19 protein-coding genes are annotated in these 19,281 nt (G+C 68.8%); 5 read left to right on the top strand and 14 right to left on the bottom strand.

Features of this window, described 5'->3' with window-relative positions; translation table 11 throughout:
* Positions 1 to 24: 24 nt before the first annotated feature.
* The 7 genes from ACYR7D_RS26190 to ACYR7D_RS26220 all read right to left on the bottom strand — a co-directional run bounded on the left by ACYR7D_RS26190 (position 25) and on the right by ACYR7D_RS26220 (position 6,090).
* Positions 25 to 1,044 (bottom strand): hypothetical protein, encoded by a 1,020-nt coding sequence (locus ACYR7D_RS26190; protein WP_459547171.1) that lies wholly within the window; start codon positions 1,042 to 1,044, stop codon positions 25 to 27.
* Positions 1,037 to 2,326: a sensor histidine kinase gene (locus ACYR7D_RS26195; protein ID WP_459547172.1), complete on the bottom strand. Its 1,290-nt coding sequence runs from the start codon at positions 2,324 to 2,326 to the stop codon at positions 1,037 to 1,039. The genes ACYR7D_RS26190 and ACYR7D_RS26195 overlap by 8 nt, the downstream gene beginning before the upstream one ends.
* Positions 2,323 to 3,018, bottom strand: a complete 696-nt coding sequence (locus ACYR7D_RS26200) for a DNA-binding response regulator (RefSeq protein ID WP_459547173.1) — start codon at positions 3,016 to 3,018, stop codon at positions 2,323 to 2,325. The genes ACYR7D_RS26195 and ACYR7D_RS26200 overlap by 4 nt, the downstream gene beginning before the upstream one ends.
* Before the next feature lie 108 nt (positions 3,019 to 3,126).
* Positions 3,127 to 3,528, bottom strand: coding sequence for a flavodoxin family protein (locus ACYR7D_RS26205; protein ID WP_459550300.1), 402 nt, complete (start codon positions 3,526 to 3,528; stop codon positions 3,127 to 3,129).
* Between the two features lie 135 nt (positions 3,529 to 3,663).
* Entirely contained in the window at positions 3,664 to 4,164 is a 501-nt protein-coding gene (locus ACYR7D_RS26210; protein WP_459547174.1) for a hypothetical protein, read from the bottom strand.
* On the bottom strand, positions 4,161 to 4,913 hold the full coding sequence (dapB, locus tag ACYR7D_RS26215; protein ID WP_459547175.1) for a 4-hydroxy-tetrahydrodipicolinate reductase: 753 nt from the start codon (positions 4,911 to 4,913) through the stop codon (positions 4,161 to 4,163). The genes ACYR7D_RS26210 and dapB overlap by 4 nt, the downstream gene beginning before the upstream one ends.
* A 76-nt stretch (positions 4,914 to 4,989) precedes the next feature.
* The gene (locus ACYR7D_RS26220) at positions 4,990 to 6,090 is read right to left on the bottom strand and encodes a zinc-binding dehydrogenase (protein ID WP_459547176.1); all 1,101 of its coding nucleotides are present in this window, start codon (positions 6,088 to 6,090) and stop codon (positions 4,990 to 4,992) included.
* 134 nt (positions 6,091 to 6,224) lie between these two features.
* Here ACYR7D_RS26220 and ACYR7D_RS26225 point away from each other — a divergent pair, with 134 nt between their 5' ends.
* A complete protein-coding gene (locus tag ACYR7D_RS26225) occupies positions 6,225 to 6,620 on the top strand; it encodes a VOC family protein (RefSeq protein ID WP_459547177.1) in 396 nt (131 codons plus the stop codon).
* 9 nt (positions 6,621 to 6,629) lie between these two features.
* Here the strand turns inward: ACYR7D_RS26225 and ACYR7D_RS26230 are convergent, their stop codons facing one another.
* Positions 6,630 to 7,829, bottom strand: a complete 1,200-nt coding sequence (locus ACYR7D_RS26230) for an MFS transporter (RefSeq protein WP_459547178.1) — start codon at positions 7,827 to 7,829, stop codon at positions 6,630 to 6,632.
* 89 nt (positions 7,830 to 7,918) lie between these two features.
* On the opposite strand from ACYR7D_RS26230, the gene ACYR7D_RS26235 reads away from it, so the two are divergent.
* Positions 7,919 to 8,251, top strand: a complete 333-nt coding sequence (locus tag ACYR7D_RS26235) for an ArsR/SmtB family transcription factor (RefSeq protein ID WP_459547179.1) — start codon at positions 7,919 to 7,921, stop codon at positions 8,249 to 8,251.
* Between the two features lie 66 nt (positions 8,252 to 8,317).
* Here ACYR7D_RS26235 and ACYR7D_RS26240 read toward each other — a convergent pair whose 3' ends face one another.
* The 4 genes from ACYR7D_RS26240 to ACYR7D_RS26255 form a co-directional block, all read right to left on the bottom strand.
* Positions 8,318 to 9,730: a M16 family metallopeptidase gene (locus ACYR7D_RS26240; protein WP_459547180.1), complete on the bottom strand. Its 1,413-nt coding sequence runs from the start codon at positions 9,728 to 9,730 to the stop codon at positions 8,318 to 8,320.
* Positions 9,705 to 12,002, bottom strand: a complete 2,298-nt coding sequence (locus ACYR7D_RS26245; RefSeq protein ID WP_459547181.1) for a polyribonucleotide nucleotidyltransferase — start codon at positions 12,000 to 12,002, stop codon at positions 9,705 to 9,707. Before ACYR7D_RS26245 ends, ACYR7D_RS26240 begins: the two co-directional genes overlap by 26 nt.
* 399 nt (positions 12,003 to 12,401) lie before the next feature.
* Entirely contained in the window at positions 12,402 to 12,671 is a 270-nt protein-coding gene (rpsO, locus tag ACYR7D_RS26250) for a 30S ribosomal protein S15 (protein WP_459547182.1), read from the bottom strand.
* 144 nt (positions 12,672 to 12,815) lie between these two features.
* Positions 12,816 to 13,817 carry a bifunctional riboflavin kinase/FAD synthetase gene (locus ACYR7D_RS26255; protein ID WP_459547183.1) on the bottom strand — a complete coding sequence of 334 codons (1,002 nt, stop codon included), beginning with the start codon at positions 13,815 to 13,817 and terminating at the stop codon, positions 12,816 to 12,818.
* Between the two features lie 167 nt (positions 13,818 to 13,984).
* Between ACYR7D_RS26255 and ACYR7D_RS26260 the strand changes: the two genes are divergently transcribed.
* The 3 genes from ACYR7D_RS26260 (at position 13,985) to ACYR7D_RS26270 (ending at position 16,700) form a co-directional block, all read left to right on the top strand.
* A complete protein-coding gene (locus tag ACYR7D_RS26260) occupies positions 13,985 to 14,728 on the top strand; it encodes a metal-dependent transcriptional regulator (protein ID WP_459547184.1) in 744 nt (247 codons plus the stop codon).
* Between the two features lie 169 nt (positions 14,729 to 14,897).
* On the top strand, positions 14,898 to 16,145 hold the full coding sequence (locus ACYR7D_RS26265; protein ID WP_459547185.1) for an aspartate aminotransferase family protein: 1,248 nt from the start codon (positions 14,898 to 14,900) through the stop codon (positions 16,143 to 16,145).
* 60 nt (positions 16,146 to 16,205) lie between these two features.
* Positions 16,206 to 16,700, top strand: a complete 495-nt coding sequence (locus ACYR7D_RS26270; RefSeq protein ID WP_459547186.1) for a DUF3830 family protein — start codon at positions 16,206 to 16,208, stop codon at positions 16,698 to 16,700.
* Positions 16,701 to 16,877: 177 nt separating this feature from the next.
* Here the strand turns inward: ACYR7D_RS26270 and ACYR7D_RS26275 are convergent, their stop codons facing one another.
* A complete protein-coding gene (locus ACYR7D_RS26275) occupies positions 16,878 to 18,275 on the bottom strand; it encodes an amidase (RefSeq protein ID WP_459547187.1) in 1,398 nt (465 codons plus the stop codon).
* Positions 18,276 to 18,286: 11 nt separating this feature from the next.
* Positions 18,287 to 19,252 carry a D-2-hydroxyacid dehydrogenase gene (locus ACYR7D_RS26280; RefSeq protein ID WP_459547188.1) on the bottom strand — a complete coding sequence of 322 codons (966 nt, stop codon included), beginning with the start codon at positions 19,250 to 19,252 and terminating at the stop codon, positions 18,287 to 18,289.
* Positions 19,253 to 19,281 lie beyond the last annotated feature (29 nt).

Consider the following 19,281-nt stretch of genomic DNA (forward strand, 5'->3'; position numbering starts at 1 on the left):
CGGTCCACCCCCTCCGGTACCGCCTCAGGTGGAGACCCGCACTACACCGGTGGTAGCGACCTCGGTGCGCCGGTCTCCCCCGGGAGCATTGGCGAGCACCGTGGCGATATTCCGCCGCCCCACCGGAAGCACCCGGACCGTGACCGACCCCGCCTCGGCCGCGTCGAGTTCCCGCACGGCGAGTTCCACCACTTGCCGGCGCACCGCTGGGGTCACCTCCACGAAACCACCGTCGTCGAGCAGCAGTACCTCCACCCCGCGCGCCCGGGCGCCACGCGCGGCCCTGCTCAGCTCGTCGGTCACCAGCTGCGGCGCCCGCAGGCCATCGCGGAGTTCGGCCTCCAGCAGCCAGCATTGCGCCCGCTCGCGGGCGCTGAGCTCGTCACCGCGGGCGATCCGCTCGAGCATCGGCCGCGCGACCTCGTCCAATCGCTCGAGTTGGCGCACCCGCTCGGCCTGTTCGGCTGCTATAGCGGCCTCGGCGGCCGCGCGCATGGCCGTCTCCTCGTGCAGTAGCCGCAGCGAACGCTGCATAGGACGCAGGATCAGCGCGCACACCGACGCCCCGGCCACGGTCGCCAGCGCGGCGATCAACACGTAGAGCGAGCCGATCGCGATATCCAGCACGAGAACGACAGCCGCGATGGTCACCGCGACAGCCACCACACCCAGCCATGCCGCGCCGATCCGGTCGCGTAACACCAGCACGCCCAGCACATAGGAGAAGGCGAAAGCCGCCCACGGCTGGCGCAGCGCGTCCTCCGCGATGTTCAGGTGGGTCAGTACCACGGCGAGCGGTCCCGCGACCAGCACGAGCGCCGTGGCCGGCCAGGAGAGCGGGTCACCGGGCACCAGCATCAGGATCGCCGCGGCGGCCAGCACGGCCGTGAAAGCCAGGACCGCCTGGGCATTCGGCACATCGCGGAAGGGCGGCACCATGTACAGCGCGATCGTGACGACGAGCCCGCCCGCGAAGACCCGGCCCGGCCGGCCACGCATACCCAGCAATGCCGGAAGTTCGATATCACCGGCCCGATCAGGCATCGGTATCTCCCTCGGAGCTACCCCACATCAGGGTCACCGTGGTCCCCTCTCCCGGTTCCGATTCCACGAAACCCGCACCGCCCGCCAGTTGCCGCATCCGGCCGAGCACACTCACCGAGATACCGAGCCGGTCGGCCGGCACGGCCGACCGGTCGAAGCCCACACCGTCGTCGCGCATCACCACCCGCAGGCCGCCCGCACCGACGGTGACGGTGACAGTGCGCCGCACGGGGCGGCCGGGCATCCCCGCGTGGCGCAGGCTGTTGCGAACGGCCTCCGCCAGTGCCGCCGCCAGCGCGCCGGCGGCGGCCACCGGGAGCCGTAGGTCTCCCCCGTTACCCCCGCGGTAGGCCTTGAACTCGAGCTCGGTGTGCACCTCACGCACCGCCGAACGCAAGAAACCGATCGCCGCGTCGACGTCCAGGTATTCCGGACCGGTAGCGCTGACCCGCATCGCGTCGAGCCGCTCGAGGGTGCGTACGGCCTGGGCCCGCAGCGCCGGCGAGGGGGTTTCGGTCCGGGACGCGTCCAGAAGTGTGGACAGCACCGCGTCGTGGATGAGCGCCGCGAAGCGCGCCCGCTCCCGCTCCCGGGCCGCGGTACCCGCGACCTTCGCCGCGCGTTCGCTCGCCACCGCCGATTCCCGGTCCACCCGCTCACCAGCGGCCCGGGCGTGTACCACGCACCACAGAACGAGCAGGCACAGCCCGGCGTGCCGTACGATCCGGCCGGCCGTGGCCGACACCGATGTGTCGTCGAACATGAAGAACAGCGCGATACCCGGGATCGCGGAGGCGATCACGAGATAGCCGCCCGCGAACACCGGCCGCCAGGCCAGCGCGGCCGCCAGAACACCCACGGCGATCAACCGATGCGCCCAGATCGCACCGGGGTCCTGCGCGGTCTCGTAGTGGTAGAGCGTCGCCAGCGTCATCGCCGTGAGATAGCCGACCGCGGCGGTGCCCGCCACCGCCCGGATGAGCCGCGGCCCGGCGACCACCGATACCACCGCGAGCACCGGCAACATACCGAAGGCCATCGCCACGGTGAGCGCGGTCCGGATCAGGGGCCCCTCGTGCTGCTGCAGGACGATCTCGGGTAGTTCGAACACGGCGGCGACGGTTCCGCCGATACCGATCACCAGGCTCAACCGGCGCACCACCCGGTCCACGGCGGGTTCGGGGCCGGAGCGGAGGGAACGGGAGAGAAATACGCGCACGCCTCGCGACAGTGCCGGGAGGGACAGCGCGGCCGGGCCCGCCGTCACGGGAGTCGCGTTCACGACGGGCGATGTTCCGGTACCGGAAGCCAGCCGTCCTCGATCGCCCGTTTGTACAGGTCGGTCTTGGTGGGCGCGGGACGTCCCGCATCGGCGTACTTCTGCCGGATCCGGCCCAGATAATCGTTGACCGTCTGCTCCGAGAGCCCGGTCATCCGCGCCACTCTCGACGCTTTCTCGCCGGACGCGTACAGCGTGAGCACTTCTTCCTGCCGTGGGCTCAAACCGACGCTGGCCAGCTGTGGATCGCCGTCGATGGCGGCGGCCCAGTCGGTGGTCACCACCTGCTCCCCGGATGCCGCGCGCCGCACCGCCGTGACCACCGCCGAGACGGCCTCGGATTTGCGGACCACCCCGAGCACCCCGGCCCGGGCGGCCGAACGCACCAGATAGGGGTTCTCGGCACCGGTGAACACCAGTACCTCGACTCCGTTCTCGCGTAACGCCCGCACATTGTCGCCGGGGGCGGAATCATCGGCGAGCCGCAGATCTAGCACGACCAGATCCAGCGACCACACGCCACCGAGACGACAGTCCGGATGCTCGAGCAGTTCGGCGACAGTGCCGGCGGTCGCCACCAATTCCAGATCCGGTTCCGGTCCGAGCATCGCCGCCAAACCGATGGCCACCGATTCGTGATCCTCCACCAGGCCGATCCGACGAGGAACATCCACCTCCGCGACACTCGCTGTCACCGCACAACTCCCTCGGACACGATTCCCACCCACAGCAGTATGGCGGTCTCCGCGCCGCACGGTCAGCCCCGGATTTCAGGGGGTGCCGACCCGGCCGGGCCCGCTGCTTCACTCCATCAGCGTGGCCGCTACCGTCGCGCCCAACTCCCAGCACTTCTCCAGATCCGCCTTCGCCGGTTTCCCCATCACCACAACCGGTTCCGCGGCCTTGACCCAGCCCATACCGGTGGTCACCGATTCGACACTGCGCTGCGCGCCCTCGGTGCCCTCGTTCCCGTGCACGTACAGGCCGTACGGCCGCCCCCGCGTCGAGTCCAGGCACGGGTAGTACAGGAGGTCGAACGCCACTTTCAGGGCACCGCTCATATAGCCCAGGTTCGCCGGGGTGCCGAGCAGGAAACCATCCGCACCCAGCGCGTCGCTCGGTGTCACGGCCAATGCGGCTCGGCGCACCACTTCCACACCTTCGATCTCCGGGTCGGTCGCCCCGGCCAGCACGGCTTCGAACATCTCCTGCGTATGCGGAGACGGAGTGTGATGGATGATCAGCAACCTCGGCACAGCGCCGAGCCTAACGCCCGCATCCACCCGGCGACCCGTACCCGGCCCGTGCGGCGGCGGCCGGGACGGCGCTCCGGGGCCGGGTCAGCGGGGCCCCGCCTCGCGTTCGCGCTTCTCCAACTCCACTGCCCGGCGCATGGTCTCGCGGGCACGCGCGCGGTCACCGGCGTAATCGTAGGCGCGAGCCAGCCGGTAGGAGACCCGCCAGTTGTCCGGGTCGGCTTCCCATTCCTTCCGCACGGTGCGGAACAGGTCGTCGGCGGCCTGGCGCTCGATACGGCCCGACGGCCGGCGCGGCAGGCCGGACACATCCAATTCCCGCCCCTCCTCGTGCATACGGCGGGCCAGCCGCTGATGTTCCAGCGCGGACCGGAGGGTGGACACCACCATCCACACCCCCAGCAGCGGCAGGATCATCACCCCGACGCCGAGCCCGATGGCCGCCGCATCACCGGAAGTCAGCAGGCGCACCGCGATCCGGCCGAGCCACACGAAGTAGAAGATCAGCGCCAGGACCAGCGCGGCCACCACGGCGACGATTTTCACGACGGCGCGGTCCGGGCCGGATCCGCCGGATTCGCTCACAGGTCGAGGAACGGGTCGAGCCCGACGGTCAGTCCCGGTCGCTGCCCGATCTCCCGGACCCCCAGCAGCACGCCCGGCGCGAACGACGAACGGTCGATCGAATCGTGCCGGATGGTCAGCGTCTCACCCTGCGTGCCGAACAGCACCTCCTGATGGGCGACCAGCCCGGCCAGGCGCACCGAGTGCACTCGCACCCCCTCGACTTCGGCGCCACGTGCCCCGGCGAGCTCGCTGGTGGTCGCGTCCGGGACGGGCCCCGCCCCGGCCTGTTTGCGGGCCTCGGCGATGATCCCGGCGGTGCGATAGGCAGTGCCCGAGGGGGCATCGGCTTTGTTCGGGTGATGCAGTTCGATCACCTCGACCGATTCGAAGAACCGGGCCGCCTGCTCGGCGAAACGCATGGACAGCACCGCACCGATCGCGAAGTTCGGCGCGATCAGTACACCCACTCCGGGGTGCTCGGCCAGCCAGCCGCGCACCCGGTCGAGCCGGGCGCTGTCGAAACCGGTGGTGCCGACCACGGCATGGATATCGTTCTCCACCAGGAACCGGAGATTGTCCATCACGACATCCGGGTGGGTGAAATCCACGACCACCTGGGCCCCGGTCTCGGTGAACCGGGTAAGGGGGTCGTCCTTGTCGACCTCGGCCACCAACTCGAGATCACCGGCCGCTTCGACCGCCGCGCAGACGGCCCGCCCGACCTTGCCCCGTGCCCCCAGCACACCAACCCGAACCGGTGCCGTCACCTGCTCACTCCCTACTCTCGCCGGATTATCGGGGCCAGTTTATTCCGCGGCACCGGCGGCACCGGCGGCGCACAGCTCAGAAGAGAATCATCTGCCGCAGCGCGTGCCCCGCGGCGAGTTCGTCCATGGCCTCGTTGATATCGTCCAGCCCGATTCGCGCCGAGATCAGTTTTTCCACCGGAAGCCGGCCCTCCCGCCACATCCGGACGTATTGCGGGATATCTCGCGCGGGCACCGCCGAGCCGAGGTAGCTGCCGACGATCGACCGTCCCTGCGCCACCAAACCCAGCGGGGAGATACTGGCGCGGGCGTCGGGAGAGGGCAGTCCCACCGTCACCGTGACCCCGCCCGGGGCCGTTGCCGCCACAGCGCTTTCGAAGGCCCGGGCCGAACCCACCGCTTCCACGACCACATCGGCCCGGATTCCCCGGTCACCGATGTCCTCGGGGGTGTGCCCGCTCGTCGCCCCGAGCTCGCGGGCCAGCGCCAGTTTTTCCGGCACCGTATCGACCGCGATCACCTCGCGCACCCCCAGCGATACCGCCACCAGGACCGCCGCCATACCCACACCGCCGAGCCCGACCACCATGACCCGATCCGAAGCGGTGGGCCGCGCCGAGTTCAGCAGCGCCCCACCGCCGGTCAGTACCGCGCAGCCGAGTACGGCGGCGATTTCCGGCGGGACGTCGTCGTCGACGGGCACCACGGAGCGCCGGTCCACCACGGCGTGGGTGGCGAATCCCGAGACACCGAGATGATGGTGCACTTCGATACCCGCCCGGTGCAGCCGACGGCCGCCGCCCAGCAGTTCCCCGGCGTTGTTGGCGGCGCTACCGGGTACGCACGGTGTGCGGCCGCCCGAGGCGCAGCCGGCGCATTCCCCGCAGCGCGGCAGGAAGGTCATCACCACCCGTCGGCCGGGCGGCAGATCGGCGCCGGCACCCGCCCGGACGATCTTCCCGGCGGCTTCGTGCCCGAGCAGCATGGGCACCGGGCGCACCCGGTTTCCGTCGACCACCGACAGGTCGGAATGGCACAATCCGGCCGCTTCGATCCGAACCAGGAGTTCGCCGGGTCGGGGTTCGGCGAGGTCGAGTTCACTGATGGTGATCGGCGCCGATTCCGCGTACGGCGCGGTGGCGCCGATCCGTTCCAGGACTGCCCCACGAATCTTCATGGTCACCACGTTAGGCGGCGAGGCCGCGATCTCGATCCGGATCGAACTATGATGGAGCACCGTGACGGTGCTCCCGTTGGCCGCCTTGTACCGAGCCCGGGGTCGGGACCGTCACGACTCGAGGAGAGTTCTCTTTGTCCATCCAGTTCAACCACACCATTGTCGGCTGTCGTGACAACCGGGTGTCGGCCGAATTCTGGGCCGATATCCTGGGTTTGGAACCGGGCACCGAATGGGGCCCGTTCATTCCGCTGCCCACCGCCAACGGGGTGACGTTCGATTTCGCGAATGTCCCCGCTCATGTGACCGAGATCCCGGCCCAGCACTACGCTTTCCTGGTCTCGGAGGCGGAATTCGACACCGCGTACGCCAAGATCCAGCGCTACGGCCTCCAGCATTGGGCCGATCCGCAGCAGAAGCATGCCGGCGAGATCAATCACCACGACGGCGGCCGCGGTGTGTACTTCCTGGATCCCAGCGGTCACTACATGGAGTTGATCACGGTCCCCTACGGGGGTTGGCCCGAGTAGCCGGCGGTCTCAGCTGCCGCCGCGGCGCAATCCCAGCGTCGCGGCGGCGAGACAGGCCACCGCCACGATTCCGACGAACCAGGGAAAGACGGTGTGCAGGCCCCACGTGGTGGCGGCCCATCCGGCCAGGACGGTCGGCAGTGCCATCGAGGTGTAGGCGAGGAGATAGTAGGCCGACATCGTCTCGCCGCGGCGATGCTGCGGGACCACATGCGAGAGATGACGCAGGGATCCGCCGAATCCGAGGCCGAAGGTGGCGCCGAGCAGCACTCCGGCCGCCAGGACGGCGACCCAGTTGTGGGTACCGAGCGCCGGCACGGTGAGGAGCAGGGCGAAAGCCATCCCGATATCTCCGGCGACGGCGGCGCGGCGGGCCGGAATCGCGGTGGCGAACAGCTGGGCGGCCGCGGCCGCGCTCGCTGTCGCCGCGACCACCACTCCGCCGAACACCAGATTGTGGATACCGGTCTGCTGGGCGGCCAGGGACGGGTACAGCGAGAGCAGGACGCCCAGTACCGACCATGCCGCCATGACGCCCATGGCGGAGAACCAGAAATCGCCCCGGATCTCGTGCGGTATCGCCGGGCGGGCGATCCGGATACGTCCGGCGATCCGTTCGGCGTGCGGTTCGCGTAGGGCCAGCACTCCGGCTGTGACGAGCAGGCAGACGATGCTGATCGCCAGATAGGGAGTGCGCAGTGGGTGCGGCGCGTATTGGGCCAGCAGGGCCGAACCCATGATCGCCACGGCCATACCGACATTGAACGCGACGCCGCTGAGCTGGCCGGAGCGCGCTCCGCGGTGCGGCCGCAGATCCAGCAGCGCCGCGGCGCCGGCGACCACTGTCGCACCGACGGCCATGCCGTGCAGGGCTCGGGCGGCGAGCAGCATCGGCACGGTGTCGGCGAGGACGAAGATCCCCAGCCCGGCGATCATGAGGGCGAATGCGCCGAGCAGCACGGGTTTACGGCCGACGACATCGGAGATCCGGCCGGAGACCAGGACCGCACCGAGCGCGGCGATCGCATAGACCGCGAAGACGATGGTGGTGGTGAGCGGAGAGAAGTGCCACTGCTGTTCGTAGAGGCCGTAGAGCGGCGCGGGCACTCCGGAGACGCCGAGGGCCACGCCGGTGGCGGCGAGGACCAGGGCATACGCCCACGGTTGGTTGGTTCTGGTGCCGGTGGGTACCGCCGGTGTCGCTGACATGGAATCCCCGAACAGGTAAGTTTGACGTGTATCGAACTTAATCGAGCCTATCCGAGGTTTGATGATCATCAAACCCGAGTGAGTAGATCATGACGCACACCACACCCCTCCCGGACACCACGAACCCACCGGTGGCCGCACTACCGGTGGTATTGGCCGCGCTGCAGGATCCGGTGCGCCTCGAGATGGTCCGCCGGTTACACAACGCCGACGAAGCCGTCCGCTGCGCCGCACTGTACGACGTGATCAACAAATCGACTGCCACCCACCACTTCAAAATCCTGCGCGAGGCAGGCGTGATCGAACGGCTCACCGTCGAGGGACAGACCTACCAGCGGCTACGCCGGCACGACCTCGACCGGGACCTGCCCGGCCTGCTCGATTCGGTGGTGAACGCCGCCAACCGCGCGGCCCGGACCTGACACACCCGGACACGGAAACGGCCCGGTCGCCGAAACGAACCGGGCCGCCCCCGAACCGTCCGGAAGCTAACCGACGAGCCGGCGCACGGCAGCGGGTAATTCGCGGGTCGACCGGTACGGCCCGGCAACCGAAGCGGCGAACGGCCGCGCCAGCAACGTACGCGCCGCCGCGGTGACCTCCTCGGTGGTGACAGCGTCGATCCGGGTCAGGGTTTCGGACACACTGCGATGGTTGCCGTAGCTGAGTTCGCTACGGCCGATACGGTTCATCCGGGAGCCGGAATCCTCCAGGCCGAGCACCAGCCCACCGCGCAGCGAACCCTTGGCCCGCGCGCATTCCGCATCGGTGATGCCGTCGGCGGCGACCTCCTCCAGCACCCCGCGTGCCAGTGCCGCCACCTCACCCAGATTCTCCGGTTGACATCCCAGATACACCGAGAACGCACCGGTGTCGGCGAAGGTGTCCACACTGGAGTACACCGAATAGGCCAGCCCACGCTCCTCCCGGATGCGCTGGAACAGGCGCGAGCTCAAACCCCCACCGATCACCGTGTTCAGCACCGACAGCGGCCACCGCCGCTCTCCCTCGTGCCGTCCGTAGGCCCGTACACCGAACACCAGATGGGCCTGCTCGCTGTCCCGGTAACCATGGGTCAGGGTGGGGGTCGATTTCGGGCGGAAACGACCCTCCCGGCGGGGCGCCGGCACAGCTACCGGATCGAGCCGGCCGGCGACGGCGCGGTGCACCAGTTCCACGGTGTGCTCGTGCTCGATGTTCCCGGCCACCGCCACCACCATCCGATCGGGGGTGTAGCGGCGCTGATGGAAGGAGCGCAGCTGGCTCGCCCGCATACCCTCGATGGATTCGACGGACCCGATGATCGGCCGGCCGATCGGATGATCGCCGAACAGCGCGGTGAGAAACGCATCGCCGACGAGATCCTCCGGATCGTCGTCGCGCATCGCGATCTCCTCCAGCACCACCTGCCGCTCCACATCCACGTCCGCGGCCCGGCACAGCCCGTTGAGCACTACATCGGTGACCAGGTCGACCGCCAGCGGCAGATCCTCGTCCACCACATGGGCGTAGTAGCAGGTCTGTTCCTTGGCGGTGAACGCGTTGAGTTCCCCGCCGACCGCGTCCATGGCCTCGGCGATATCCAGCGCCGACCGCGTGGGCGTGGCCTTGAACAGCAGGTGCTCCAAGAAATGCGCCGCCCCGGCGACGGTCGGGCCCTCGTCGCGCGAGCCGACCCCCACCCAGACCCCGACCGATGCCGAGCGCACCCCGGGCACCTGTTCGGTCACCACACGCAGTCCACCCGGTAGGACGGTTCGCCGCACTCCGTTGTCGATATCGACCGTTTCGCCGATCCGCCACGTCGATGACGAGCCCCCCTGCCCACTCGGGCGCAGGGGGGCCGTCGTTTTCTGCTCCGTCACACGACCAGTACTACTCGGCCGCCGCGTTGTCCGCATCGGCGGGCGCCTCGTCGGCGCTCTCCTCGACGGGCACCAGCGAGATCTTGCCGCGGTTGTCGATATCGGCGATCTCCACCCGCAGTTTGTCGCCGACGTTCACCACGTCCTCGACCTTGGCCACCCGCTTGCCGTTACCCAGTTTGGAGATGTGCACCAGGCCGTCGCGGCCGGGCAGCAGCGAAACGAACGCACCGAACGCCGTGGTCTTGACCACGGTGCCGAGGAACCGCTCCCCCACCTTGGGCAGCTGCGGGTTCGCGATGGCGTTGATCGCGTCGATCGCGGCCTGCGCCGAGGGCCCGTCGGTGGCACCGACGAATACGGTGCCGTCGTCCTCGATGGAGATATTGGCGCCGGTGTCCTCGGTGATCTGGTTGATCACCTTGCCCTTGGGGCCGATCACCTCGCCGATCTTGTCGACCGGGATCTTGATCGCGGTGACCCGCGGCGCGTAGGGGCTCATCTCGTCCGGGGTGGCGATGGCCTCGGCCATCACGTCCAGGATGGTGGTCCGGGCGTCGTGGGCCTGGCCCAGCGCACCGGCGAGCACCTGCGAGGGAATACCGTCGAGCTTGGTGTCCAGCTGCAGGGCGGTGACGAAATCCCGGGTACCGGCGACCTTGAAGTCCATATCGCCGAACGCGTCCTCGGCACCGAGGATATCGGTCAGCGCCACGTAGCGGACTTCCTGCGCGCCGGCCTCGTTGGTGACGGTGTCCGACACCAGACCCATCGCGATACCCGCGACCGGCGCCTTGAGCGGTACACCGGCGTTGAGCAGCGACAGCGTCGACGCGCAGACCGAACCCATGGAGGTGGATCCGTTGGAGCCCAGCGCCTCGGAGACCTGCCGGATGGCGTAGGGGAACTCGTCCTGGCTCGGCAGCACCGGGATCAGCGCCCGCTCGGCCAGTGCGCCGTGCCCGATCTCGCGCCGCTTCGGCGAACCGACCCGGCCGGTTTCACCGGTGGAGTACGGCGGGAAGTTGTAGTGGTGCATATAGCGCTTGGAGGTCTCGGGGCCGAGCGAATCCACCTGCTGCGCCATTTTGACCATATCCAGCGTGGTCACCCCCATGATCTGGGTTTCGCCACGCTCGAACAGCGCCGAACCGTGCGCCCGCGGCACCACGGCGACCTCGGCGGACAGGGCTCGGATATCGGCCAGACCGCGACCGTCGATCCGGAAACCGTCGGTGAGGATGCGCTGCCGGACCAGCTTCTTGGTGACCGAGCGGAACGCGGCGCCGAGTTCCTTCTCCCGGCCCTCGAACGCCTCGCCGAGGCGGGACAGCACGTCGAGCTTGATCTCGTCGATCTTCTCCTCGCGTTCCTGCTTGCCGGCAATGCTCAGCGCCTCCGACAACGCGGTTCCGGCGGCCTCCTCGACGGCGGTGTACGCGTCCTCGGCGTACGGCGGGAACAGCGGGAAATCCTCGGTGGGCTTGGCCGCCAGCACGGCCAGGTCCTGCTGGGCCCGGCAGAGGCGGGCGATGAACGGTTTGGCGGCTTCCAGGCCCTCGGCGACGACGGCCTCGGTCGGCGCCTGCGCACCGTCGGCGACCAGCTCGATCACCTTCTCGGTGGCCTCGGCCTCGACCATCATGATCGCGACATCGCCGCTGTCGGTGACCCGGCCGGCCACGACCATATCGAAAACGGCCTTCTCCAGCTGCTCGACGTTCGGGAACGCCACCCACTGGCCACCGGCGCCGGTCCCGGCGGCCGGGTCGTTGATCAGGGCGACCCGCACGCCACCGACCGGGCCGGAGAACGGCAGGCCCGCGATCTGGGTGGAAGCCGACGCCGCGTTGATGGCGACCACATCGTAGAGATCCTTCGGATCCAGGCTCAGCACCGTCACCACGACCTGGATCTCGTTACGCAGGCCGTCGACGAACGACGGGCGCAGCGGCCGGTCGATCAGGCGACAGGTGAGGATGGCGTCGGTGGAGGGACGTCCTTCCCGGCGGAAGAAGGAACCGGGGATGCGGCCCGCCGCGTACATCCGCTCTTCGACATCCACGGTGAGCGGGAAGAAATCGAACTGGTCCTTGGGGTGCTTACCGGCGGTGGTTGCCGACAGCAGCATGGTCTCCTCGTCGAGGTAGGCGACGACCGAGCCCGCGGCCTGTTTCGCGAGCCGGCCCGTTTCGAAACGGACGGTGCGGGTGCCGAACACGCCGTTGTCGATCAGCGCTACGGATTCGAAAACACCCGGTTCGACCTCGATGGCCGAGCTCTTCGAGCGTTCGGTGGTTTCTGGCATTCTCTGTTCTCAACCTCTCGTCTCGCCGGATACGGCGCCACAGTGGCGCGATCCGGCTGTGTCAGCCGTACCAGGTATGGACGCGGCGCGACGGCGGAACCGCGGTGACCGTCGGCGGTCAGCGGTGGCCGTATATGGGCTGCGGCGCGTACACCCGGCCGGTTCCCCTTGGAGCCGGCGACGCGGAGGCGGTCATCGATCGAAGCTCTCCGGCGCATCGCATCCGGGCCGAAAAGCCACTACCGAAGACCGACGCCACGAGCGCGGGTGTGCACGGCTGGTTCTGTCGTTCTCGGGTGCGGGACGTGACCCGCACACGAAAACGCCGACGAGGCGATTGTATGCGCCCCGTCGGCATGTGTGCCGCCCGGCTCGGGGAACCGGGCGTTTCACGGTCTGTCAGCGCCGCAGACCCAGGCGTTCGATCAGGCTGCGGTAGCGCTCGATATCCTTGTTCTGCAGGTACTTCGACAGCCGCTTGCGGCGGCCGATCAGCGCCATCAGCCCGTGCCGGGTGTGGTGATCGTGCTTGTGCTTCTTGAGGTGCTCGGTGATCTCGGAGATCCGCTTGGACAGCAGCGCGATCTGCGCCTCCGGCGAACCGGTGTCCTTCTCGTGCAGACCGTACTCGGCGAGAATCGACTTCTTCTGCTCGGTGGTCAACGCCATGGGGCATCCACTCCTGTATCTCAGTTCCGCGCTCGAGGAACCCGGCCGCCGGACCGTGGCAAGGTACCGCCGTAGACGGTTCCTCCGGCCGGTCGATTCCGGGATGGGCGCCGCCGCGGACCGCAGCAGACCCGAGGGGCCACCTTACCCGAGCCCCGCGGCCGGATTCCGCCGGGGCGGCCGGTCGGCCGCCTCGAGAATTCTGCGGGCGGCATCCACGTCCCGGCCCATGGCGGCGATCAACTCGTCGAGGGAATCGAATTTCTTCATCCCGCGCAGGTGATCCACGAAGTCCACCGCCACGTGCTGCCCGTAGAGATCGGCCTCCCGGTCCAGCACGTAGGCCTCGACGGTCCGAACCCGGCCGGAGAAGGTGGGATTGGTGCCGACGGAGATCGCCGCCATCGCGGGTTCACCCGGTGTGACGGTACCGGTGGTGGGGCCGGGCCCGAGAACGGTGAACCAGCCCGCGTAGACCCCGTCGGCGGGAATCGCGGCGTGCATCGGCGGGGCGACATTGGCGGTGGGGAAGCCCAGCGCGCGGCCGCGACCGTCACCGTGCACCACCACCCCCTCGACCCGGTGCGGCCGGCCCAGCGCGTCCGCGGCGGCGGCCATATCACCGGCGTCGACGCACGCGCGGATATAGGTGGAGGAGAAGGTGACGGCGTGTTCGCCCAGCAGGGTGACCGCGTCCACGGCGAAGCCGAATCGGTTGCCGAGTTCACGCATGGTGGCCACGGTGCCCGCGGCCTTCTTCCCGAACGTGAAGTTGTCGCCGACCACGACCTCGGCGACGTGCAAGCGCTCCACCAGCAGATCGTGGACGTATTCGGCGGGGGTGAGTTTCATGAAATCGTGGGTGAAGGGCATCACGCAGAAAACGTCCACACCCAGTTCCTCGGCGAGTTCGGCCCGCCGGGTGAGGGTGGTGAGCTGCGCCGGATGCGAACCGGGCCGGATCACCTCCCGCGGATGCGGATCGAAGGTCATCAGAACGGCCGGCACGCCGCGCGCGGCAGCGGACTTCACCGCCCGGCTGATCAGCTGCGCGTGCCCGCGATGAACACCGTCGAAAACGCCGATCGTGAGAACGCACCGCCCCCAGTCCGCGGGTACGTCGTCGAGACTTCGCCACCTCTGCACAGACGCCAAGCCTACGCAAACAAGTGGCCGTACCGTATTACGGGTGCGACCGGTCCGCGGCCGCGTCACGCCGGAGCGGATACGGGGTTTCCCGGCGGTGGCGATCGATGGTCTCCGCCTCCCGCGGACCGCGGCCGACCGGACCGTCTAGGTGGAGCACGCCCGGAATGCCTAAGCTCGGGGTCGTGCCCGGAAAACGAGATATCGCCACCCGAAGGGACCTCGCCGACGCCGGGGAATCGGCCGCTCCGGGTCTGTCGTCGGTGGCTCAGGACTACCTGAAAGTCATCTGGACCGCCCAGGAGTGGTCGCAGGAGCGGGTGAGCACCAAACTGCTCGCCGAGCGTATCGGCGTCTCCGCGTCGACGGTGTCGGAGGCGGTGCGCAAGTTATCGGACCAGGGGCTGGTGGAACATGCCCGCTACGGTTCGATCGCGCTGACCGAGGAGGGCCGCCGGGCCGCGATCACCATGGTCCGCCGGCACCGGCTGATCGAAACTTTCCTGGTGAGCGAGCTCGGCTACGGTTGGGACGAGGTGCACGACGAGGCGGAGATCCTCGAACATGCCGTCTCGGAGCTGCTGATGGCGCGGATCGACGCGAAACTCGGTTTCCCGGATCGTGATCCGCACGGCGATCCGATCCCCTCGGTGGACGGCGCGGTACCCACTCCACCGGCCCGGCGGTTGAGCGATTTCGCGGCCGGTGATTCGGGCCGGGTTGCCCGGATCTCCGATTCCGATCCGGAGATGCTGCGGTACTTCGATTCGGTCGGCATCGCCTTGGATACTCCGATCGCGGTGGTCGAGCGGCGCGATTTCGCCGGCACCATCGCGGTACGGATCGGTCGCGACGAATCATTGACGGACCTGGGCAGTATCGCCGCGGAGGCGATCTGGCTGGGCGAGTAGCTTCCAGCGTTCCGCATTCCCGATATCCCTCGATTCGCGCTCTTGCGCGCGCAGGCATTGCCGCGGGTCCGGCCTACGTGCTATCCATATTGTCAACAATCCGACAATTTTACGATCTCGCCCACTCGTCGGTCCGCACCCCGCGCCGACCCTCCCCAGAGGCGGAAACATGGCCGAACTCTCTCCGATCCTGAAGCAGGCCACCCCGGTCGTCGTCGACCACGGCACGGGCTGCTACGTCTACGACGCCGACGGCCGTCGATACCTGGATTTCACCGCCGGTATCGGTGTCACCAGCACCGGACACTGCCATCCGCATGTGGTCGCGGCGGCTCAGGCCCAGGTCGCGAAACTCATCCACGGCCAATACACGACCGTGATGCACCGGCCCCTGCTGGAGCTGACCGAACGGCTGGGCACGGTACTGCCCGAGGGACTGGACTCGGTGTTCTTCGCCAACTCCGGCAGCGAAGCGGTCGAGGCATCGCTGCGGCTGGCGCGGCAGGCCACCGGGCGGCCCAATGTGATCGTCTTCCACGGCGGCTTCCACGGCCGCACCGTAGCGGCTGCCACCATGACAACCTCCGGAACCCGGTTCTCCGCCGGTTTCAGCCCGCTCATGCCCGGCGTGCACGTCGCCCCTTTCCCCACCGCCTACCGGTACGGGTGGAGCGAGGCCGAGGCCACCTCGTTCGCGCTACGCGAACTCGACTATCTGTTCGCCACCCTCACCTCCCCCGCGGAAACGGCCGCGTTCATCGTGGAGCCGATGCTCGGCGAAGGCGGCTACATCCCGGGTAACCGGGTTTTCTTCGAGGGGCTGCGCGAGCGCGCGGATCGCCACGGCATCCTGCTGATCTTCGACGAGATCCAGACCGGTTTCGGGCGCACCGGAAAATTCTTCGGCCACCAGCACTTCGACGTACGACCGGATGTGATCACCATGGCGAAGGGGCTGGCCAGCGGGTTCCCGCTCTCGGGCATCGCCACCTCCGCCGAACTCATGGCCAAGGCCTGGCCCGGTTCCCAGGGCGGCACCTACGGCGGCAACGCTGTCGCCTGCGCCGCCGCGATCGCCACCCTGGAGGTGATCGAATCGGAGAACCTGGTGCAGAACGCCGCGATCCGCGGCGACCAGTTGCTCACCGGGGTGCGCGCGGCCGAATCCAAGGCCATCGGGGACACCCGCGGGCTGGGCCTGCTCGTGGGCGCCGAATTCACCGCGCCCGACGGCACCCCCGACCGGGAGACGGCCACCGCCGCCCAGCAACTCGCGGCTGCCAAGGGCCTGCTCCTGCTGACCTGCGGCGCGCATATGAACGTGGTCCGCATGATCCCCCCGCTCATCGTCACCGAAACCCAGATCGCCGATGCCCTCGACCTCTGGTCCGATGTGCTCGCCGAACTCGATCGCTGACCCGAGCGAACCTCCCGGCGGCACCGCCGGTTCCCTACGCCCGACGATCAGGACGGATTGATGGCGCGCTATATGACGATCACCCTCACCAAGGCCGGGATCACCTGCCGAGCCCGCCTACTCGATACCGAGGCACCGCGCACCTGCGCCGCGGTATGGGACGCCCTCCCGCAGGAGGGTGACGCCTTCCACGCCAAGTACGCCCGCAACGAGGTCTATACCCTGGTCCCCCGGATCTCCGGGGCCCCGCATCGGGAGAACCCCACCGTCACCCCGATACCCGGCGACGTCTGCCTGTTCGATTTCGAACCCTGGGAGATCGGCAACCCCGCCTACGGCTACGAGCCCGGTTCCGCCGCCCACCACGCCCAGGGCGCCACCGACCTCGCCCTCTTCTACGGCCGCAACAACCTGCTCATCAACGGTGACCTCGGCTGGGTCCCCGGCAATGTGTTCGCCACCATCGAGGAAGGGCTCGGCGAACTGGCCACGGCCTGCAACAACCTCTGGCTGCACGGGGTGGCCGGGGAAACTCTCGCCTTCGCCCGGGCCTGAAGAGACCTCCCGGCCGCCCGTTCGCAGCCCTTGTCTCCGCGAACCACAGCCCACTGAGGCTCGGCTGCACGCCCGCCTCCTTCACATGGCCGGCGTCCATGGGCGGGCCCCGCCCCGCGCCGCCGCAGGCGGCGCCATCGGACACCGCTCGCCCCCGCGCCGCCGGAGGCAGGGCAATTAATTCAACACTGCTTCCGCGTACCGCCCCACCGCCAGCACGAGGTCGTCCGAATGCCGGGGCCCCACGATCTGCATCCCCACCGGCAATCCCTCGCTCGTGCGGCCCACCGGAATGCTGAGGGCCGGTTGCTGGGTGAGGTTGAACGGGTAGGTGTAGGGCGTCCACTCCGGCCACCCGCTCATACCGCTGCCCGGCGGGACGTCGTGTCCGGCCTCGAACGCGGTGATGGGCATCGTGGGGGTGATCAATATGTCATAGGCGGTGTGGAAGGTGCCCATGGTGATAGCGACCTGGGCGGCGGTGTTACGTGCGTCGAGATAGTCGATCGCGCTGAGCGTTTCGCCGTACTCCCAGACGCGGCGCAGCCCCGGGTCCGCGTTCTCGCGGGCACCGGGCGGGAAACCCGCCAGCATGGCGGCGGCTCCGGCGGCCCACATCACGTCGAAGGCGGCACGTGGGTCGGGGAAACCCGGGTCCGCGACGGAGACGCGCAGGCCCGCCTCGTCCAGTTGCCGCACCGCCGCGGCAACGATCGACTCGACCTCGGGGTCGGGCCGCACATATCCGAGGGTCGGAGAGTAGGCGGCGGTCACCCCGCGCACTTCACGCTGGATCTGGCCGCGGAAGGTAGTGAGGGTGGAAGCGAGGGCGGTGGGGTCGCGGGGGTCGGGCAGCGCCACGATATCCAGCAGCAGGGCCGCGTCCTCGACGGTGCGGGTGAGCGGGCCGGCATGCGCCAGCGGACCGAACGGGCTGGCGGGGTAGAGCGGGATCCGGCCGTGGGTGGGTTTGAACCCGACGATGCCGCAGAACGCCGCGGGAATGCGGATGCTGCCGCCACCATCGGTACCCATCGACACCGGACCCATACCGGCCGCGACCGCCGCCGCGCTGCCGCCGGAAGAACCTCCGGCGGTACGGGTGGGATCCGCCGGATTGCGGGTGATCCCGGTGAGCGGGCTGTCGGTGACCGCTTTCCAGGCGATTTCGGGTGTGGTGGTCTTCCCGACGAGCACCATGCCGTCCTCGCGGACCCGGGCCGCGACCGGGCTGTCCACGGGCCACGGCCCGGCCGGGTCGATACTGCGCGAACCGCGACGGGTGGGCCAGTCCTCGGTGAGGAAGATGTCCTTGAGCGAAATCGGTACACCGTCGAGCAGACCGCGGACGTGCCCGGATTGCCAGCGGGCCGCGGAATCCTTGGCCTGAGCCAGTGCCCGGTCGGGATCGACGAGGCAGTAGGCGTTGATCGCGCCGTCCCGTTCGGTGACGGCCGCGAGCACCGCCTCGGTCGCCTCGACGGGGGACAGCGCTCCGGCGGCGTAGGCCGAGACCAGCTCGACGGCGGTCATCGCCGTCGGGTCGGTGGGTCGAGGGGTCTCCGGTTGGCTCATGCGGCCCTCCTTCAGCCGGGCACGTACCCGAGCGTTTTGTCGACGACGTTGTCCAGCGGCCGGCCTGCCGACCAGTGCGCGAAATTGGTGGTGAACGCGGTGACGATCGCGGCACGCCAGCCGATGAAATCACCTGAGTTGTGGGGGGTGATCCGGGCGTTCGGCAGGTCCCACAGCGGATGTCCGGAGGGGAGCGGTTCCGGTTCCACCACGTCCAGAGCCGCACCCGCGATCGAACCGGACCGGAGAGCGGCCACGAGGTCGTCGGTCACCACGAGCTCGCCACGGCCGACGTTGACGAAGCGGGCGTGCGGTTTCATGGCGGCGAACGCGCGGCAGTCGAACATCTGCCGGGTCTGCTCGGTGAGCGGGGCGATGGCGATGACGTAATCGGCCGCGGGCAGTTCGGCGTACAGATCGGTACTCACGGTGCCGAAATCCGGGTCGCCGGTACGGGGACGGCGCCCGACCGCACGGATGTGCATACCGACGGCGCGGAGCAGTCTCGCGATGGTGCGTCCGATCGATCCGGTGCCGACGACGAGGGCGGTGGCTCCGGCGATACGCTCGGATTCGCGGTGCCGCCAGATCCGCTGCCGCTGCAGCCGGTTCGAACCGGTCAGGTCTTTCGCGAAATCGAGGATCTGCCCGAGGACATACTCGGCTATAGCCGTATCGAAGACGCCGCGCGTATTGGTGACCACCACGTCGCTGGCGCGCAATTCGGGGAACATCACCGTATCGACCCCGGTAGCGCCGATGTGCAACCAGCGCAACCGGTCGGCCGCGGGCCATGCGGCGGGGACCGCGCGTGTGTGGAAGTCGTAGACGAACAGCACATCGGCGCCGGGCAACGCCTCCGCCAGGCCGGCGGAATCGGTGTACCGCACGGTGGCCCGGGCGCTCACCGGCGCCATCAGGGCCGGGTCGGGCAGCTGGTCACTGTGTACCACGGTGACAACGGGACCCGATTTCATATTGACACAGTATGATCACATCGTATGAT

This window comes from Nocardia sp. X0981, from assembly GCF_977089955.1.

Excerpts from the sequence above, each read along its gene's own strand:
- ACYR7D_RS26190 (WP_459547171.1), bottom strand. The coding sequence starts at position 1,044 with ATGCCTGATCGGGCCGGTGATATCGAACTTCCGGCATTGCTGGGTATG.
- ACYR7D_RS26205 (WP_459550300.1), bottom strand. The coding sequence starts at position 3,528 with ATGTTCGAAGCCGTGCTGGCCGGGGCGACCGACCCGGAGATCGAAGGT.
- ACYR7D_RS26220 (WP_459547176.1), bottom strand. The coding sequence starts at position 6,090 with ATGAAGATTCGTGGGGCAGTCCTGGAACGGATCGGCGCCACCGCGCCG.
- ACYR7D_RS26230 (WP_459547178.1), bottom strand. The coding sequence starts at position 7,829 with ATGTCAGCGACACCGGCGGTACCCACCGGCACCAGAACCAACCAACCG.
- ACYR7D_RS26235 (WP_459547179.1), top strand. The coding sequence starts at position 7,919 with ATGACGCACACCACACCCCTCCCGGACACCACGAACCCACCGGTGGCC.
- ACYR7D_RS26240 (WP_459547180.1), bottom strand. The coding sequence starts at position 9,730 with ATGCGGACAACGCGGCGGCCGAGTAGTACTGGTCGTGTGACGGAGCAG.
- ACYR7D_RS26245 (WP_459547181.1), bottom strand. The coding sequence starts at position 12,002 with ATGCCAGAAACCACCGAACGCTCGAAGAGCTCGGCCATCGAGGTCGAA.
- rpsO (WP_459547182.1), bottom strand. The coding sequence starts at position 12,671 with ATGGCGTTGACCACCGAGCAGAAGAAGTCGATTCTCGCCGAGTACGGT.
- ACYR7D_RS26260 (WP_459547184.1), top strand. The coding sequence starts at position 13,985 with ATGCCTAAGCTCGGGGTCGTGCCCGGAAAACGAGATATCGCCACCCGA.
- ACYR7D_RS26265 (WP_459547185.1), top strand. The coding sequence starts at position 14,898 with ATGGCCGAACTCTCTCCGATCCTGAAGCAGGCCACCCCGGTCGTCGTC.
- ACYR7D_RS26270 (WP_459547186.1), top strand. The coding sequence starts at position 16,206 with ATGGCGCGCTATATGACGATCACCCTCACCAAGGCCGGGATCACCTGC.
- ACYR7D_RS26275 (WP_459547187.1), bottom strand. The coding sequence starts at position 18,275 with ATGAGCCAACCGGAGACCCCTCGACCCACCGACCCGACGGCGATGACC.
- ACYR7D_RS26280 (WP_459547188.1), bottom strand. The coding sequence starts at position 19,252 with ATGAAATCGGGTCCCGTTGTCACCGTGGTACACAGTGACCAGCTGCCC.